Source organism: Syntrophorhabdaceae bacterium (assembly GCA_035541755.1).
GTDB lineage: Bacteria > Desulfobacterota > Syntrophorhabdia > Syntrophorhabdales > Syntrophorhabdaceae > PNOF01.
Genome location: DATKMQ010000025.1, coordinates 1 through 18,553, shown reverse-complemented (window position 1 = coordinate 18,553; position 18,553 = coordinate 1). Strand labels below are relative to the sequence as shown.

Here is an 18,553-nt window from a genome sequence, read left to right as displayed (position 1 = left end):
AAAAGTCATAAGGGATAATCCATTAACCGGCGTTGGTTTAAACAATTACTGGCTGTACACGCTTCAGGACAGAAATCACTATCAAAGTCCGGGGTCTGCAGTTCATAACGTTTATCTCAACATCTTGGCGGAGACTGGTGTCGTTGTCTTCTCGATATACCTTATATTTCTTGGCACCATTTTTGTGAGATTCAAAAGAATTGTACGGGTATCTGACGGGAATATAAGGCATTGGCTTTTTGCCTCATTTGCTGCGATTGCCACTCAACTCGTCTGTGCGCTATTTATAAGTAACGTGTATAACGAGCCATTTTATCTTGCAGTCGCCATCTTTCTGTCGTTGTTCAATTTACATCGGCAGTCATTGGTCGAAGCAAATAAATCAGTGCCCGCAGGCAAGAAATTGACGGCGACTTGATGAGCTTGCATTGGAACGGCTAAAAATCATTACGTGGATTGATCTTGGGGCTTCATCTTATATTGCAGTACGGTGGTAAACGCCGAATTCTTTCTTGAAACGATGTAAAATGCGGCGTGGATCGGCGATTACATATTAATAAATCAATGCGTGTTTTGAGCTCATCCGTGAAGTCCGTATGACTGAAGCCCATCATCCTGATATACTGCATTTAGAGGCCTGCAACTTTGTTGACAAACCAATGGGTGGGCAGCTCAGCTTCTCTCGCCAACTCATGAAGGCATTGGGTAGCCGTTTAGCGTTGGTCGGATTGTCGAATTCCGCTAATGACCCGATCGGCTCCTGGTTCGACAAAGAGATCAATGGAATCGTTTATCGATTTTTTGCTATCGGCTCGGATATCCATGCTGGCAGCAAGCCGTTTATCCCGAGCCGTTTTACTAATTGGTTTCAGTTCAGACGATATCGAGATCGGATTTTTTCGATCGGCATTCCCAACGTAATAGTTAGTGAACATTCAATATTGATGGCTTTGGATGCCAGGCGAGGGGGTAACCTTTGCTTTTACAGTCCGGGTGTCGATTCACCCTTGTCCATTTCGCGGTATCCTTGGGCCGTGCGGTTCGCCCCGCTCTTCGACCGTTTATTCTTCCGTTCCCTCAATCAGAAAGCAAATTGCATTCTGGCGGCGGCAGACGAGCTGGCTATTGCAGATTTAAGAAGGCGCGCGGGTGAGAGGCTAAGGGGGAAGAATATAATCACATTCCCAACCCGGGTTGATACCGACATTTTTCGTCCGGCTGACCGCCTTGTCGCGCGCGAAAGGCTTGGCCTTCCAAGAGATCATTTCGTTGTTCTAACTACTGGTCGTATTCACTGGGCAAAGGGCTGGTCATTCCTGATTGAATCGTTCAAGCTATTTCTTGACCGATTCCCTGGTTCATTGCTCATTTTTCTTGGCGATGGTGTAGAGCGTAAATTGCTCGAACAGAAAGCCTCTGATTTAGGTATGCATCGAAATGTTGTCGTGGCAGGGTACCAGCCCCCGTTTTCAGTAGCCGTTCACCTCCAGGCTGCTGACTTATTTGTCATGGGATCATTAAAAGAAGGTTGGAGTACTGCGCTGGTGGAAGCATTGGCGTGCCATATCCCCATCGTGACGACACGTTTCAGCAGCGCGGATACCATTGTTCGACAGGGTGTGAATGGTTTTGTAGTGGATCGGGATGTACTAGAATTTTCACAAGCCATGAAGAAGGCCCTTAGCCTAGGCGAGATAACCACGTATGTCAACGATATAATCGATCGCTATGCTTTGAAAAATCTTGAACGAGATCTCTTCAGGGCGTGGCCGATACTTCCGATAAAGTAGTGAAGGAACGGAGGGAACAATCATGTAGGTCGACTCTGCGCCAAGCAATAATTTCAGATGCTTTGGAGTGAAAGGTATCGGTGTACATAGCGAAGGACACCAGGAATGATTTAGGAGATCAAAATGAAGTCATATTTACTTGCCTTGGTTAGATATCTTAGGATAAAAAGGGCACTTTCCAAGAAGTTCATTACCCATGGTAAAGGAATATTTATTGGGCGTGATGTGGCAATGTGGGCACCGCACCACATCCGTCTTGGCAATCACGTAACCATAAGCAGTCAATGCCATATTATGGCCAACTGCACGATCGGAGATTATGCCGGGTTGGCCAGTCGCGTAGCCTTTCTTGGACGGCTGGACCACGACTATAAAACTGTGGGCACACCCTTCCGCTTTGCGCAATATGTCGGCAGCAGAGGCATGCGAGGAACATACATTCAGGAGGAAGACGAGGTCACAATTGGCGATGAGGTATGGATTGGATACCAGAGCATCATTCTCACTGGGGTAAGAATCGGACGCGGAACGATTATTGCTGCAGGTTCGGTTGTGGTTCATGATACGGAGCCGTACTCGATTGTCGCCGGGGTACCCGCCAAGAAGGTTGGAATGCGCTTTACCGATGAACAAATTATTGCTCACGAAAGTAAGATAGCTAGCGGTACTTTCAAGCATTCGCTACTAGGGTTTGATTACGATATTGTTAATTCGGTACGGCGTGAAAAATAACCTCGCCGATAAGAACGTTTTTTGGACCCGAGAAGAGAGGGGACTCTGCGATTTCCCTGACTCAATTTGAGTAGAAAAGCTCGGCAATTGTACATTCGGACAATATAGATGCGATACGCTTTGCAGGTTCTTTGCGTGTGTTTGGTAATTGTTTTAATTAACGTCAGCAAGGCTCTACCACAGGGACCAGATCAAGAACTAGAGCCAATCAGAAAATTTTATGTCGCAACCGACGGAGATGATCGATTTAGTGGTACCCATTCGATACCTGATCCGTCTGGTACGGATGGACCATTTGCCACGCTTCAGAAAGCGCGTGATACTGTTAGGGCTTTAAGAGCAAAAGGGTCGGGAGATGCCTTCTCTATAATAGTGCGTGGCGGAAGATATGAACTGAGTGAAACACTTGTGCTCGGCCCGGAGGATTCAGGAACGGAATCCCATCCTTTAGTGTATAGGGCGTTCGACAACGAAAAACCCGTACTTACTGGCGCGAAGAGAGTTAATAATTTCGAACCGTACAAGGGTAAAATTCTTCAGGTGAGATTGGGTCAATCTACGGGCAAGGTTCGTTCTGTTCGGGAGCTATTCGCGGACGGAAAACGGCAGATACTTGCTCGCTATCCCAACTATGATCCACGAGATCCCATAGGCGGAGGTTTTTTGTATGTAGCAAGTCCTGATGGAAACGAGAGCAAACGAAAGTTCAGGTACCGAGGTGGAGACCTGCGCGAGTGGGCAAACCTGCGAAATGCCGAAGTATTTATCTATCCGGGCTATAATTGGGGAGGTGGGGTTCAGACTATTCTTTCCATTGACAAGAACAGGCGGGTGATAACCCTCGCTAATGACGTTCCTAACGAGATCAAGATGGGCAATCGATACTACTTTCAGAATGTATTCGAGGAACTAGATTCTCCCGGGGAATGGTATTTTGATAAAGAGAGAGAAATCCTCTACTATTGGCCGCCGGATAATGTGGATCTGGCAAAGATTACTGTTCCAACCGTTAAATCCATCTTGGAAATTAGAGGCAAAAGATTGGGGGAAAGGTACTACGGTACTCCCGCTGATATTAGGTTTGAGGGTTTTACATTCGAGGGTTGCGAAGGTAGCGCTGTCGTTGTCACGGGGGCAAGACGGATAACAATAGCGCGGAGCACCATACACAATGCCGGAGGAAACGGGGTTGAGATTCATGATGGTTTTGAGAATTTGGCTTTCGGAAATGATATTTATGACATTGGCGGCTCAGGCATTACTATTTCCGGGGGCGATCAAAATACGCTCACCCCGGGCAACAACCGGGCTGAGGACAACTATATCTTCCATGTAGGCGTTCTTTTGAAGGACAGCAGCGGGGTTTATTGCCAAGGAGTGGGAAATGTAGTATCTCACAATCTGATTCATTCGACCCCGCGCGTGGGGATCTGGTTTGATGGAAATGACCACCAGATCGAATATAACCATGTCTACCAGGTAAACCAGGAGACCCAAGATAGCGGCATAATCTACGGCAGCCAAATTGATTGGACAAAGCGTGGTAGTGTTATTCGGTTTAACTATCTTCATGATAGTGGCGGGTATGGGAGAAGTAGACCGGAAGACCCCTGGCAAAGGCCTTTTGAGACATATGGCATTTACTTAGACGACTGGACAAGTGGTACATCGGTTTATGGAAATATAGTAGCCAATACGACTACCGGCGGTATTCTCATTCATGGCGGCAGGGATAATGTTGTGCAGAACAATGTGATAATCGATGGTGGCTCTCTAGGCCAAATGGTTTACTCAGCTTGGCCCCCCGATCATCCTGTAGCCCAAAAATTGCTTCCTGCAATGTTCACTAAGGTACGGGAAACGCGCTACAAGAAATACCCCGAATTATCGACAATTACGGATATTGCTACCGGTGCGAAAATGTCTGGCAATACTTTTGTCCGGAATATTGTCTATTATAAGGGCCAACGCTCAGTGCTTTACGGTATATACAATGGTATCGACTTAGATACCACCAAATCGGATTATAATGTCATATACCACGCCGGTTTACCATTGCATGTCTTCTTAATACGATCGACCACTCAAATACCTTCCGACGATTGGAGTGCTTGGAGAGATCGGGGGTTAGATACTAATAGCAAGATAGCTAATCCACTCTTTGCCGATCCTGACAAAAATGACTTTAGTCTATTGCCTGAATCCCCGGCCCTGAAGATGGGCTTCAAACCAATTCCAATCGGGGAAATAGGCCCGTACAATAATACATTGCGCGCAACTTGGCCAGTCAATTAACGAGCAACGCTATCGTAAAATCGATGCAGCAGTTAATTCTGCCGCGGCTTATAGCTACTCGCCCATGGAGACGTGGCCGACAAAATTAGCAATTTGATACGTGATAAATAAGAATTCTTAATGATGCGCGGTCATGCGCAGAACTTATTTGAGGAAACGTACTGCTGAAAGAACTTTTCCAATCCTCACGAGAACTACGAAAGGACAGCTGGGAGCGCCGGCTGAAGCAGAACATATATGGATAGGGACCGCAGCAAAATATTGAAGTTCCTTGATTACACAATCAGCTCCGGTGGCAAGTTTGAAGACGTTTTGGCTGGATTCAGCCTTGTTAGGTCTGGGAAAACAGGGCACTATATGGCCTGTGCCAACCCGCATTCCCTGGTAATTGCTTCCAAAGACGCGGCCTTCAAATCCTCTCTCCAGAATGCGGATATACTGCTTCCCGACGGCGCAGGCATTGTTCTGGCGGCAAGAATTCTGTGTCGCCCTATCAAAGAAAGGGTGGCCGGTTCCGATTTTTTTCTCGGCCTGTCAGAGGTGGCAGAAAAAGAGGGGCAACTCAAATATTTCTTTCTTGGATCAACTCAGGCAGTGCTTGAACGAATTCAAAAGAGGTTAGCCGTCGATTATCCTTCCATAAGATTGTGCGGGGTCTATTCCCCCCCGTACAAGGAAGAGTTTGACGACGAAGACAATAAAGTCATGATTGACCTCATCAACGAAGCAAGACCTGATGTTCTCTGGGTGGGTATGACAGCTCCTAAGCAGGAAAAGTGGATATTTCAAAACAGAAATAGACTTAACGTTCCATTTACCGCCGCCATCGGGGCAGTTTTTGACTTTTATGCGGGATCAATTGAAAGGCCATCCGAACGCTGGCAGAGACTCGGACTCGAGTGGTTGGGCAGATTTCTGAAAGAACCCCGCAGGCTGTGGCAAAGGAATCTTATCTCAATGCCTATCTTCCTGTATTGGGTTATGAGGGCAAAGTTGCACAATATGGTTGCGAGGCATGATTCATGCTGAAATTCTTTAAGGAAATTACGATAAAACCGGTAAGTTGGGTCAGAGGCGGAATATATGTCGTATCTTTGCTTTTGGTGTACGACTCATCGTTGCGGTGGTTGGTTTTTGAAGATTGGTCAAGGGAAGACTATTCATATGGTTATATCATTCCCGTAGTGGTTATCTATCTCATTTGGGAAAACCGACTAAGATTAGCCTCTATTTTGCCGCTTCCGACATGGAAAGCGTTTGGGCTGGTTTGTGTTGGCATTGCGCTTTTCTGGCTTGGGGAGCTAGCAGGGGAGCAATATACCCTTTACATTTCACTTTGGCTAGTTTTCGTTGGAATTATCTGGCTACACAACGGTTGGGACAGACTAAAAGTAATCTTGTTCCCTTTGATATTTATGTTGGCCATGTTCCCCCTACCTTATTTTCTCACCAACAGAATTACTTTTCAGCTAAGGCTCATTTCTTCAAAACTCGGCGTCTGGATGCTCCACCTCTATGGGATGTCGGCATACCGCGAGGGGAATGTTATCGATCTTGGATTTACCCAATTGCAGGTGGTTGACGCGTGCAGCGGTCTTCGATACGTCATGCCTCTCATGGTCTTAAGTCTCCTTCTCGCGTACTGGTTCAGGGCGCATTGGTGGAAAAGGGTTGTCCTTTTTTTATCGTCCATACCACTTGCTATTGTTGTGAATAGCTTTAGGATCGCCGCAACTGGTGTGCTCTATAGTTTCTTCGGCGCTCAGGTTGCTGAAGGCTTCTTTCACGCGTTCTCGGGCTGGCTCATCTTCATGTTTGCCATTCCATTGCTACTTGCAGAGATGTGGATTTTGCGGCTTTTACCGCCGAGAAAGCAAACGGAAGGGGCGAAGGGCGCGATCTTTGCCAAGACCATGAGCGAGGGAGACAAAGAAGACAAAAATGGAAGATCGCATATCGAGAAAAGTAGAAAAGGCGACTTCAGAGTGTTACTGCAACCGATGTTCCTGGCAACTGTCATAATTCTCATATTGACGTTCTCGTTGTCGCGGGGCGTCGACTTTCGACAAAAAGTGCCTATTAGCAAACCTTTCAGCCAGTTCCCGATGCGGGTGGGCGCGTGGCACGGAGCTCGAGGAGAGATGGAACAGGAATTTCTCGATGTGCTGAAATTCAGCGATTATATTATGGCCGACTATACGGACCGGTCTGGTAAGTCGGTTAATTTTTACGTGGCCTACTATCAGGACCAGCGAAAAGGCGAATCAATCCATTCTCCGGAGACATGCCTTCCCGGAAGCGGGTGGGACTTCAACGAGGCGGGAAACGTCATCATTCCGGCGGGCGGTGGAAGAAGTCCCATGAAGGTAAACAGGGCATTCATAATAAAGGATAGCTCCCGCGAACTCGTCTATTATTGGTTCCCCCAGAGGGGAAGGATACTGACCAACCTGTATCAGTTGAAGATTTACACGTTCTGGGACGCCCTGACAAAAAGAAGGACAGATGGAGCACTGGTGCGTATAATCACACCCGTCTCAGAAAAAGAAAAACTCGTAGATGCGGAGGCAAGGCTACAGGGCTTCGTGCAAGAAATCGTGCCAGTGCTGGATGAATATATACCAAAATAAGCCGTATTGAATCCGATCCTACATGTGCATGAAGTGCGAGATATATGACCGTTGAAGAAGGTAAGGGACGTATGGGCTTTAATTCCCGCTTTAGAAGGGAAGACATGGACCGCAATCTATACAATGCGAAACGACAGGGTCCGTCTTATCTCAGTGCGGCGAGCGCGAGCCAGGGAGGTAATGCTGTATGAAGGCAAAACGGTTGGCTAAGACCGCGGCGGAATTCGATGCCAGGTTCGATCGCGGCGAGGATATTCATAAACTCACAGATATGGCGAAAGCAAAGATTACCCGTCCGGGCAAAAAGATCCGTATCACCCTGGACGTGCCGGAGGCTTTGGTGCGGGATATTGACGTCGTGCGCGAGCGCATCGGTGTGGACCGGGGAGCACTCATTAAAATATGGCTTCATGAGCGAATTACGCAAGAACAGAAGTGAGAAAACGGGGTCGAGTACAAATGACAGGATGGGTAGCAGGTTCGTACCGCACGCGTCCCGTGCTCAGAATGACAAAGACGCATCTGTCTCGCCTAAGAACACAAGAGAACACGTCGACTATTGAGTAACTAAGCTACAGAAGTGTTTCTCCTATGATCTATCTTACGACATTACTCCTGTCTCTTTTTCTGACCATCACTTTGATTCCTTTCTCCATAAGGATCGCAGAAAAGGTCAAGGCGCTCGACATACCGGATGAGCGAAAAGTGCACACCGTGCCCATACCGCGCATCGGCGGCATTGCTATGGCCGTCGGGACCTTCGTTTCCATGCTGCTATGGGCGTCGCAGAACAATTTCCTGAGAGGATACGCCATCGGAGCGGGCATCATAGTGCTCTTCGGTATCATCGACGACCTTAAAGACCTGGGCTATAAGGCCAAGTTCTCAGGTCAGATGATAGCGACCCTCGTCGTAATCTTTTACGGCGGACTCAAGATTACGAATCTCGGCATGCTGCTCCCCGATAACGTAACTCTGCCAGAATGGGTCTCAATCCCGCTTACCCTCGTATTCATCGTGGGTGTCACCAACGCGATCAATCTTGCCGATGGCCTTGACGGCCTTGCGGGGGGCATCTGCCTGCTCAGCTTTTGTTGCATCGGGTACCTTGCGTTCCTTGAAGACAACACAATCATCGCCCTCCTCTCCCTTTCCATTGTTGGCGCGATCTTCGGTTTTCTCCGGTTCAATACGTACCCGGCGTCGCTCTTTATGGGTGATACGGGCAGTCAGTTTCTCGGATTTTCATTGGTTACCACCTCTATTGCCCTGACCCAGGGCGATACCGCGCTGAGCCCGGTGCTGCCACTCATAATTTTTGGTTTTCCCGTGCTCGATACTGTTACGGTCATGTTCGAGCGTGTAAGCGAGAGACGCCCACTCTTCTCGCCAGACAAGAACCATTTTCATCATCGGCTCATAGGCCTGCGTCTCTATCATACGGAGGCCGTTCTTATCATCTACATCATTCAGGCCGTGCTCGTCACCTCGGCCTTTGTCTTTCGATTTTATTCAGATTGGGTCCTCTTAATCGGTTACGCGATCTTTGCCACGATGATACTCACGGCTTTCTTTATGGCCGACAGAACCGGGTTTGTGCTCAGGCGCCAAGGCATCGTCGATACAGAGATCAAGGGCCGCCTCAAAGTCCTCAAGGAGAAAGGCATCTTTATTATCGTCTTTTTCAGGATCGTTGAGTTCGGTGTCCCACTTCTCCTATTCCTCACGTGCTTCATCCCGCGAACAGTGCCGAAAATCTTCGGGATATTTTCAGCGGGCCTTATCGTCTTTATCGTCGCCATATGGTTCCTGAAAAAGCCATGGCTGAGATCGGTACTGACTGTGACCATCTATCTGCTCATACCACTCACCGTTTATCTGAGCACGGCTGACGCCCGCATTTCGAAAGACCTTTTGCATCTTCCCGCGCTATATGATGCCGCGTTTGTCTTTCTCCTTATCTTCGTGATCCTGACCCTGAGATTCACAAGAAGAAAGCGCGGTTTCAAGGCAACGCCCATGGACTTTCTCATCTTCTTTATTGCCCTTGTCGCGCCCTATATCGCAGGCACCTATACGGAATACAAACAAATCGGCGCTGTAGCCGCCAAGACCATTATGTTGTTCTTCAGCTACGAGGTGTTGATGGGGGAATTGCGGGGACAGTTTAACCGGCTCACCTTCTCCACGATATGCTCGCTGCTCGTCATCTCGGCGAGGGGGTTTCTGGGGGGATAGAAGACCGCAGAGAAAAAAACGGGCGACAGGACATAATAGACAAAATCAACCGAGGCTTCTCTCGCGCGCTTCGCTTGGGGCCACAGAGGGCGCAGAGTAAACGAAGCATTTTCTGTTCTTCTCTGTGAATTTCGAGAAAACAGAAATTCACAGGTTGCCGGCCTGGCGGCGGTCAATCAAACACAAAGAAGATAGAATGGAAGTCTCGGCGAGCTTTGGGTGCTCCAATGAGCGAAGCGAATGGGCGAGATGTACGAATCATTTTTGCTATACAGGAGGAAGAAGGTAGATGAAAGCCTATAGATCGGTAGTGTTGTGCATAGTGGTTCTGTTGGCCCTGGTTATGATTGCGGGTTGCGGCGGACCAGAAGCAAAGAAGATGAAGTTCTTCAACAAAGGAAAGACACTTTACGAGAAAGGCGATTTCGTCAAAGCCAATCTCGAGTTTAAAAACGCCTTACAGATCGACCCCAAATTTGCCGATGCCTATTACATGCTCGGCATGGTGTCCATAAAATTGAATAATCCGAATAATGCCTTTGCGGGTTTTTCAAAAGCCGTGGAGCTTGATCCCAATCACGCGAAGGCGCAGGTCGAGATGGGAAAGCTTTTTTTGCTAGCCAACGTTCTGGACAAGGCCATGGAAAAGGCTGAGCTCGGGTTTAAACTCGATCCGAAGAACGAGGACGCGCTCATATTGAAAGGGGCAATTTATCTCAGGCAAAAGGAAGACCAAAAAGCCCTGGCATATTTCGAAGACCTTATTAAACAGGGCATGACGCGGTATGACGCATATATGATCCTGTCCGTGGCCTATGCGCAAAAAGGCGATAAGAAGGGGGCGGAAAACGCTCTCAGGGCAGGGATTGAAAAGAATCCAAAATCCATCTCCCTCTACTATGCCCTTGCGGACCTGTACATAAAGGACCAACGGACAGAGGACGCCATAACGGTTGTTCAAAAGGTAATTGAACTGGAGCCTACAAACGCGGCCCATAAGATGACGCTCGCCAACCTCTACTGGAACGCCGGGCAGCAGCAGAAGGCAACAGATCTTTTGAATACACTCGTGCAGGAAGACCCGAAAAAGGAAGAGCGATGGATACAGAACAGTGCCTTCTACATGGCAAAGAACAAACCTGCTGACGCCGAGAGCACGCTCAAGGAGGGCCTGACCAAAAATCCGAAGAGTTTTAGAATCCGTTTCGCCCTGGCCGAACTCTATGCCGGTACGAATAGGGTCGATGACTCCGTCGCTATTTTGAAAGAATGTCTTGCCATCAAAAAGGATGCAAAGGACCCCGAAGTGATCGAGGCCAAAGATAATCTTGCCAGAATTTATCTGGCGCGACAGAATGTCGCGGATGCGGAGAAACTGACTGATGAAGTGATCAAGGCGAGTCCCAAGAATGTTGATGCCCATTTTCTCAAAGGAAATATTCTGCTTTCCCGCGGAGACGGCCCCGATGCCGTGACAGAGTTCAGGACCGTGACGAATGAAAGGCCGCAGTCCATACCCGCTTATATAAGGCTCGCCGAGGCACATATGATGGCTCACGAAACAAACCTCGCCATAGACACCCTGAAGACAGCGCTCAAAATAGATCCCAATTCGAGGGATGCCACCCGAGGTCTGGGTCGGATCTACATGCTGCAGGGCGACTACAAACAGGCCGGCGAATACATACGAAAGGTATTGGATAAGAATCCCGATGACCTGGATGCTCGCGGCGATCTTGGAGACCTCCTGGCCGTTCAGAAGGACTACAAAGGTGCAGAGAGCGAATACGCCAGGATTAAGGCCAAAGACCCTAAGAACCCCTTCGGATACGTAAAGATGGGTGACCTTTATATTCGCCAGGGAAAACCGGACAGGGCCGCGGCAGAATTCGAACAGGCATATAAACTCAACCCCCGGTCGGCCCAGCTTTACACCATTATGATTCAAGCGTATCTTGAGGCGAAAAAGTATGGCAACGCCATCGCGATTCTCCAGGGCAAGATCAAAGAAAACCCCAAAGACGCGCTGTCCTACAATCTGCTCGGCCAGGTCTACGGCACACAAAAAGACTATAAATCGGCCGAGGACTCTTTTCAAAGAGCCATTTCCTTGCAGCCCACCTGGTCCGCTCCCCATAACAATCTCGCACGCCTCTATCTCGTACAGGGCAAGACCGCAGAGGCGACTCGCAAGCTTGAGGAGTCAATCAAAGCAAGCCCGGAGAATGCGGCGGCCTACCTCTCGCTTGCCCAGATTTATAACCAGACAAACGATTTCAAGAAGGCCATTGATGTATACGAAAAACTACTCGAAAAACAACCGAACCTCTGGGTGGCACAAAACGACCTCGCATTTTTGCTGACCGAGCACGGCTCGTCGAGAGACCTCGACAAGGCAAAGACGCTCGCGGAGAAGGCGCAGAAGCTGCGCGCTGACGAGCCTTCTGTCATGGATACCCTGGGCTGGGTCTACTATAAGAAGGGCGAAACCGATCGCGCCATGGACTTCATCGGAAAGGCCCAGTTGAAAAGCTCCGACAACCCCACCATTGCCTATCATATGGGCATGGTCTATTACAAACTCGGCAGAATGGCCGAGGCCAAAGAACAGCTCAGAAAGGCAACGGATGCGAGAGAAGATTTCCCGGGAAAGGACGAGGCAAAAAAGACGCTGGAGAAGATGTAAGAAATTAAGCCCGTGTGGCGCGGTGAGGACCAGGTTAGCCGGGAAACCCTTGGAAAGCCGCATTTAGCCTTGACTTACACAGCCTATCGTGTAAAATAGCTCCTAACAGCTCGATAAAGGAGAGGAAACGTGAAAAAGAATAATATATACATGGTAACGGGCTTGCTCATTGGTCTATTGCTCCTGGTACCGATGGTGCGCGCCGAGGGAGTCCAGACCACGCCCAAGGATGCTCAAGCAGGTAAGGCGAGCGATGCCTACATCCTGGGCCCGGGTGACGCCCTTGACATCTCCTTATGGCGCGATGACGCCCTCACAAAACAGAACATTATAATACTTCCCGACGGCCGGATATCCTTTCCGCTCGCCGGAGAAATCATGGCAGCGGGTAAAACCGTCGACGAGTTGAAGAAAGACATCGCCGAAAAATTGATCGACTACGTTCCCGAGCCTGTGCTTTCGGTAGAGGTGAGACAGGCAAACAGCATGCTCATTTACGTCATAGGCAGGGTAAACACCCCCAACAGATTCCCTGTGAACGCCAATGTGAATGTGCTTCAGGGGCTCGCCATGGCGGGAGGGCTCAATCCTTTCGCGAAAAGAAATGACATAAAGATATTCCGTCAAGAAGAAAAGAAGACAAAGATCTTCCCTTTCAGGTATGACGATGTGGTGGAAGGGAGAAACCTTGAGGAGAATATCGTGCTCCAGAGAGGCGATGTGATTGTTGTCCCATGAGGGCTGTGACGCGCAGGGAGCGAACGGCAAGTGGGAGACAAACAACCCGAAGCGGGCCAAACCATTACACCGAATATGAAAATAAGGCCCTGGGCATTCTCTCTTCTTGTTGTTCTTATGATCGTCCCATACAAAGCGATGGCGGATGATTTCAAATTGACGCCCGCGATAGGAATCAAACAGGAATACAGTGATAACATCCTCTATTCGCCAACAGAGGTGAAAAGCGATTTCCTTTCCACGATTTCGCCGGAGTTGGTCCTTACCGACAAAACCGAGAGGTGTGAACTCATGGCATCCGGAAGGATCGACCAGAGGTTTTATCTACACAACAGTCAGATTAATGGCACGGACCAGTTCTACGAAGGCACCGGCAAATATGCCTTGACTCAGAGACTGAACCTGAACGGAAGGGTTTATTACTCCCAGGATGGGAGGCCCGGTCTAGATTTGCTCACCACAGGTCTGCCGCTCACAAACGTTACGCGGGAGAGGCAGAATTATACCGTTGGATGGGACTACCGACCGTCTGAAAGAAACACATTTACTTTCTCCTATGATTATTTGAGCGATCAATTTAATAGTCTGTACTATAGCGATATGGAGGCCCACACCTTCGATCTCGCAGCAAGTCGCGACCTGGGCTTTATTCGTCCGACCAAGGTAATGATAGATATGAACTATGCCAAATACAACATACCGGCACTCAAAATCGATAATTATGAAGCAACGCTGGGCTTCCAGCGGGCATTCACCGAGAAGTGGAGCTTGAGTGCGAACGGCGGGGCGCGTTACACGGATTCGGTAACCCAGGCCACCGAGCAAATTGTCCAACCCTTTCCGCCTATTCCTTTCTTTCAAGTCATCCCTATAGCCTCGACCGAGACCACTGGATGGGGCTGGATTGGTGCTCTCAGCCTCAACTATCAGGGAGAACACAATGATAGCAACGGCTCCTTGAGCGTAATCCATAACATACTGCCGGCGAGTGGATACTCTGGCGCCACGGAGCGTACGTCCTTTGTGCTCGGCATAAACAAGAGATTTACTTACGAGCTATACGGGACATTCTCGGCATCCTATTACATCAATAAATCGAGTCCGGGTCAGTTCTCGACCCTGAAAATAGACGAGAACAGCACAAGCGTGAGCCCGGGCATACGGTATGAATTCAATAGGGAGAAGTTTCTGGAGGTGTCATACTCATATTCCATCACTAACTATTACGAGTACAGCACCTGGGCTGACCGGAACGCTTTCATGGTCCGTTTCAGAATTCAGCACGACCTGATCAAATAAAGGAGAGCGATGAAGTGTGTATGGTGTTTCAGTCGCTCGCCTTTAGAAAAAGAATGTGAGTCATCATGTGTTTGGCCAGGGATGCGCGAAAAAGAATTTAGATGTGAGGAAAAGAGAAATGTGTATAATATGTAGATATATGAATCGGGGGTAGGCATGGATGAAGATGTAAAAACATTAAGCGATTATCTTGGGATCCTGAAAAGGAGAAAGAAGGGCCTCGTTCTCCCGATCGTCATCGTCTTCTGCATCGCGCTCTGCGTGGTTGTTCTTGTCTCGCCCACATACAGGTCGACATCAACAATCCTCATCGAGGAACAGGAGATACCGCTCGATTTTGTAAGGACCACTATAACGGGGTTTGCCGAACAGCGGTTGCAGACCCTCAATCAAAGGATCATGAGCTCGGTTAAGCTCCTTGAGATCATCAACCGTTTCAACCTCTATGAAGATTTGAAGAAGAAATTGACTACCGAAGAGATCATTGACATCATGAGGAAGGACATTAAATTTACCACGATCAGCGCGGACATCGTGGACCCGCAGAGAGGCGGCACCCCATCACCCATGACCATCGCCTTCACTCTTTCCTATGATGGTAAGAACCCGCAGGTCGTGCAGCAGGTGGATGGCGTGCTTGCTTCTCTCTTTCTTGAAGAGAACCTTAAGGTGAGGGAGGAAAAAGCCCAGGGCGCTTCCAAGTTCCTCGACGAAGAGACCAAAAACCTGCAGCAACAGCTGGCCGAGCTCGACAAAAGAATAGCCGGTTACAAGGAAAAACACGCAACCGAACTACCGGAGATCCTCCAGGTCAATCTGTCGAGTATCGACAGGGTTGAGCGCGATATAGATTACGCGCGGCAGCAGTTGACCACCCTCAAAGAAAAGGAGAGCTACCTCCGGTCCCAGCTCGTTTCAATCCCCACAGATGCGGCAAACCAGGATAGACAACTTCTCAAGGACCTCAAAGCAAAGCTCGTGGACCTGCAGAGCAAATTCTCCGACAAACACCCCGATGTGAAAAAAACAAAGGTCCAGATAGCCGAGCTGGAAAAGCGTCTTGAAGCGAGCCCGTTGCCGGGTGCCAATGGCGATGCCCCCTCAAAAACGGTCTTTTCACCGCTTGACCAGCCCGACAATCCAGCCTATGTGAACCTCGCCTCACAGCTCGTGAGCGCGCAGACAGAGGTAGAGGCCACGAGGCGGCAGATTGAGGAGCTTGAGAAAACGAGAAACAACTATTACCGGAGAATCGAAGCCTCTCCTAAGGTCGAAGAGGCGTACAAGGCGCTCCTCGAGGAACGCAATAGCACACAGCTTAAGGTCGATGACCTCATGAAAAAGACCATGGAAGCAAACGTGGCGCAGGGCCTGGAAAAAGAAAAACTCGGTGAGCGCTTCACCATCATCGACCCAGCAAGGCTGCCGGAAAAGCCGGTCAAACCCAACGTTCCTGCAATCCTCCTGATAGGGCTCTTTTTGGGTATTGGGGCAGGGGTCGGTATGGTTTCCCTGCAGGAATTCAACGACCAGTCAGTGAGAGATCCGAGGACCCTCCAGATGATGAACCTGCCCGTTCTTGTCACCGTTCCCGAGATCGTGACAGATAAGGACACTGAGCGCCGAAGAAGATTGCGCAACAGGATAGTGATCATCGGAATAGTCGTGGTCGTGGTGGGCATCATCGCATTTCATTTCTTTGTTATGGACCTCGATATTGTGTGGGCGCGCATCATGAGGAAATTTTAGTAGAGGTTCTTATAGCTGATGCTCGGACAAGGAGGCAAATAAGTGGCTGAAAAAAAGAAGGGTTTTTTTGAGGACGTCTTTCACAAAGTGAAAAGGGGGGCACAGGGGCCCAAGCCGGTCGGGTATCCTACACAGGAGGCCCTGTCCTCTGATTTCACCCGCGCAGAAAAGCAGCAGGCGGGCTTCGTATCGCCGAACTACACCACGTCGAAAACGGTCAAGCTCGACATGAGGACGCTGGCGGATAACCGTTGTGTCGCAATCTTTCCCTATGCCAAAGAGACGGAAGTTTACAAAGTGCTGCGTACCCAAATACTCAGGTATACCAAGGAAAAGGGCGGAAATACATTTATGATTACGAGCGCACAGCCTGGCGAAGGCAAGACCTTGACCGCAATCAATCTTGCCTTTACTTTCGCGAAGCTTTTCGAGCAGACGGTGCTTTTAGTGGACGGCGATTTGAGACAGCAGAGCATTCATAAGCAACTCGGGTTTGAAAGCGACAAAGGACTCGGCGATTACCTTGTGGACAATAGACCGGTCTCGGAGATTATCACCTGGCCCAGTGTGGACAAGCTTACCCTTATTTCAGGAGGCAGACTGATTCATGAAAGCACCGAGCTTTTGGGCTCTACGAGAATGGCAGACCTTGTCCGTGAGATGAAGGACCGTTATCCTGACCGATATGTATTTATCGATGTGCCGCCCATTCTCTCAAGTGCCGACGCGCTCGCCTTTGTGCCTCTCGTTGATTATATCATCATGGTGGTCCGTGCCGGCGTCACGTCAGTGAACGATGTCAAGAAAGCCACAGAGCTTATTTCTCAGGACAAGGTAATCGGCTTTGTACTGAACCGGTATAATTCGCCGGCGCCAGCCAATCCGCCGGGCGACTAATATATCCACTTCACACGACAAAAGAGGCAGAGTGACCCTCTGCCTTTTTTGTTTTTCTATCTCACCCCGCTTTATCTTCGCCTCACGTCACCCTCTCTAAAGCACGCCGAAGTTCTTCTTCCAGCGCAGCCTTGAACAGGTCTACCTTGTACTCGTTTTGCTCCATCGGGCTCGCCTGTGCCATGACTACAGATTGGGCTTTGGCGATGGTGGCGCGGTCGAGGCTCCTCCCCGTTATCACTTCCTCTACCTCTTTGGAACGCCACGGCACAGGGGCGGCGCCGGAGAGCGCCACGTGCGCCTTCACGACCCGGTGCCCATCAAACTGGATAGCGAGCGCCACCCCCGCGAGGGCAAAATCCCAGGAACCGCGCGCCCTGATTTTGCGATAGAAACTGTAATGTCGCGGCAGGGCCTTAGGGATCGCGATCTCAGTCACGACCTCCTGGGGTTTGAGCACCGTCTCCCGCGTCGGGTCCTTGGCAGGGCTTACGTAGAAGTCCTCTACAGCGATCCGTCGTGTACCATCCGGTCCCTTGACCACAACCGATGCATTGAGGGCAATGAGCATAGGGGCCACATCCGAAGGGTGGACCATGTAACAGTTCTCGCCGCCCAGGACGCAATGAAATTTGTTCTCCCCCATCATCGCAAAACACGTATCGCCGCCTTTTCTCACGCAGTTGAACTCACCCCGGTAGTACCAGCAGCGCGGTTTCTGACAGAGATTTCCGCCGAGCGTGCCCTGATTCCTGAGCTGCGGGCTTGCCACCTCACCGGCCGCTACAGCGAGACCGGAAAAAAGACGGGCAACGACCGGACTTGCAGCAATCTCGGCAATTGTCGTGAGACTGCCAATGGATACCCCATCCGGCGTCTCAGCGATTCCGGAAAGCCCTTTGATTCCCCGGATCGCGACGACCCGCTCCACTGGAAAGATTCGGTCACGCACACAACCCAGAAGGTCTGTGCCGCCTGCATGAATCCTCGCGTTGCTCGCGGAAAGGTGCTTTATGGCCTCGTCCACCGACCGGGCTCGAATGTACGCGAAAGAAGGCATCATGAGCGCACCCCCTTTGCCTTTTTCAAGCCTGCAATCAATCTCGGCGGCGACATGGGCGTATCGGTGAACCTCACGCCCGTCGCATGATAAATCGCATTGGCAATTGCCGGGGCCGTGGGAATGGTCACGGGTTCTCCCAGGCCCTTGCTGCCCGTGCTGTTGGCTTTGTCGTCGGGCACATCAATCGGCACACTCATAACCTCTGCGGGTACATCCATAGACGTAGGGAGTTTGTAGTCGTGCCAGTTCCGATTAACGAGTTTTCCCGTCTGGTTCTTGTCTAAGATCCGTTCTTCGGTCATGGCGAGACCGATGCCCATGGTGATCCCGCCGATCACCTGATTGTCGTAGGTCAGCCTGTCCATCACGCGGCCGCTGTCGTTGGCGGATACGAAGCGGAGGATTTTCGCCTCGCCCGTTTCCGTGTTCACTTCCA

At 49.8% G+C, this 18,553-nt stretch carries 15 protein-coding genes; 13 read left to right on the top strand and 2 right to left on the bottom strand.

Features of this window, described 5'->3' with window-relative positions; all coding sequences use genetic code 11:
• From VMT62_01995 to VMT62_01935, 13 genes are all read left to right on the top strand, one after another.
• Window positions 1-418, top strand: a 418-nt coding sequence (locus VMT62_01995; protein ID HVN95177.1) for an O-antigen ligase family protein, incomplete at its 5' end; no start/stop codon positions are given.
• 178 nt (window positions 419-596) lie between these two features.
• The gene (locus tag VMT62_01990; GenBank protein HVN95176.1) at window positions 597-1,790 is read left to right on the top strand and encodes a glycosyltransferase; all 1,194 of its coding nucleotides are present in this window, start codon (window positions 597-599) and stop codon (window positions 1,788-1,790) included.
• Window positions 1,791-1,913: 123 nt separating this feature from the next.
• Entirely contained in the window at window positions 1,914-2,522 is a 609-nt protein-coding gene (locus tag VMT62_01985; GenBank protein ID HVN95175.1) for a hypothetical protein, read from the top strand.
• 141 nt (window positions 2,523-2,663) lie between these two features.
• The gene (locus tag VMT62_01980) at window positions 2,664-4,817 is read left to right on the top strand and encodes a right-handed parallel beta-helix repeat-containing protein (GenBank protein HVN95174.1); all 2,154 of its coding nucleotides are present in this window, start codon (window positions 2,664-2,666) and stop codon (window positions 4,815-4,817) included.
• 237 nt (window positions 4,818-5,054) lie between these two features.
• Window positions 5,055-5,846, top strand: coding sequence for a WecB/TagA/CpsF family glycosyltransferase (locus VMT62_01975; protein HVN95173.1), 792 nt, complete (start codon window positions 5,055-5,057; stop codon window positions 5,844-5,846).
• Complete coding sequence (gene xrtD / locus VMT62_01970; protein ID HVN95172.1) at window positions 5,840-7,447, top strand: VPLPA-CTERM-specific exosortase XrtD; 1,608 nt, start codon at window positions 5,840-5,842, stop codon at window positions 7,445-7,447. The genes VMT62_01975 and xrtD overlap by 7 nt, the downstream gene beginning before the upstream one ends.
• Window positions 7,448-7,634: 187 nt before the next feature.
• A complete protein-coding gene (locus tag VMT62_01965; GenBank protein HVN95171.1) occupies window positions 7,635-7,886 on the top strand; it encodes a hypothetical protein in 252 nt (83 codons plus the stop codon).
• A gap of 152 nt (window positions 7,887-8,038) precedes the next feature.
• Window positions 8,039-9,685 (top strand): MraY family glycosyltransferase, encoded by a 1,647-nt coding sequence (locus VMT62_01960; protein ID HVN95170.1) that lies wholly within the window; start codon window positions 8,039-8,041, stop codon window positions 9,683-9,685.
• Window positions 9,686-9,974: 289 nt separating this feature from the next.
• Window positions 9,975-12,371 carry a tetratricopeptide repeat protein gene (locus VMT62_01955; GenBank protein HVN95169.1) on the top strand — a complete coding sequence of 799 codons (2,397 nt, stop codon included), beginning with the start codon at window positions 9,975-9,977 and terminating at the stop codon, window positions 12,369-12,371.
• Window positions 12,372-12,500: 129 nt separating this feature from the next.
• Entirely contained in the window at window positions 12,501-13,109 is a 609-nt protein-coding gene (locus VMT62_01950; protein ID HVN95168.1) for a polysaccharide biosynthesis/export family protein, read from the top strand.
• A gap of 30 nt (window positions 13,110-13,139) precedes the next feature.
• Window positions 13,140-14,408: an outer membrane beta-barrel protein gene (locus VMT62_01945; protein HVN95167.1), complete on the top strand. Its 1,269-nt coding sequence runs from the start codon at window positions 13,140-13,142 to the stop codon at window positions 14,406-14,408.
• 156 nt (window positions 14,409-14,564) lie between these two features.
• On the top strand, window positions 14,565-16,157 hold the full coding sequence (locus VMT62_01940) for a hypothetical protein (protein ID HVN95166.1): 1,593 nt from the start codon (window positions 14,565-14,567) through the stop codon (window positions 16,155-16,157).
• Window positions 16,158-16,199: 42 nt separating this feature from the next.
• On the top strand, window positions 16,200-17,054 hold the full coding sequence (locus VMT62_01935; protein ID HVN95165.1) for a polysaccharide biosynthesis tyrosine autokinase: 855 nt from the start codon (window positions 16,200-16,202) through the stop codon (window positions 17,052-17,054).
• 82 nt (window positions 17,055-17,136) lie between these two features.
• Here the strand turns inward: VMT62_01935 and VMT62_01930 are convergent, their stop codons facing one another.
• Window positions 17,137-18,117: a xanthine dehydrogenase family protein subunit M gene (locus tag VMT62_01930; GenBank protein ID HVN95164.1), complete on the bottom strand. Its 981-nt coding sequence runs from the start codon at window positions 18,115-18,117 to the stop codon at window positions 17,137-17,139.
• On the bottom strand, window positions 18,114-18,553 hold a 440-nt coding region (locus VMT62_01925), incomplete at its 5' end, for a molybdopterin cofactor-binding domain-containing protein (protein HVN95163.1). The genes VMT62_01930 and VMT62_01925, both read right to left, overlap by 4 nt.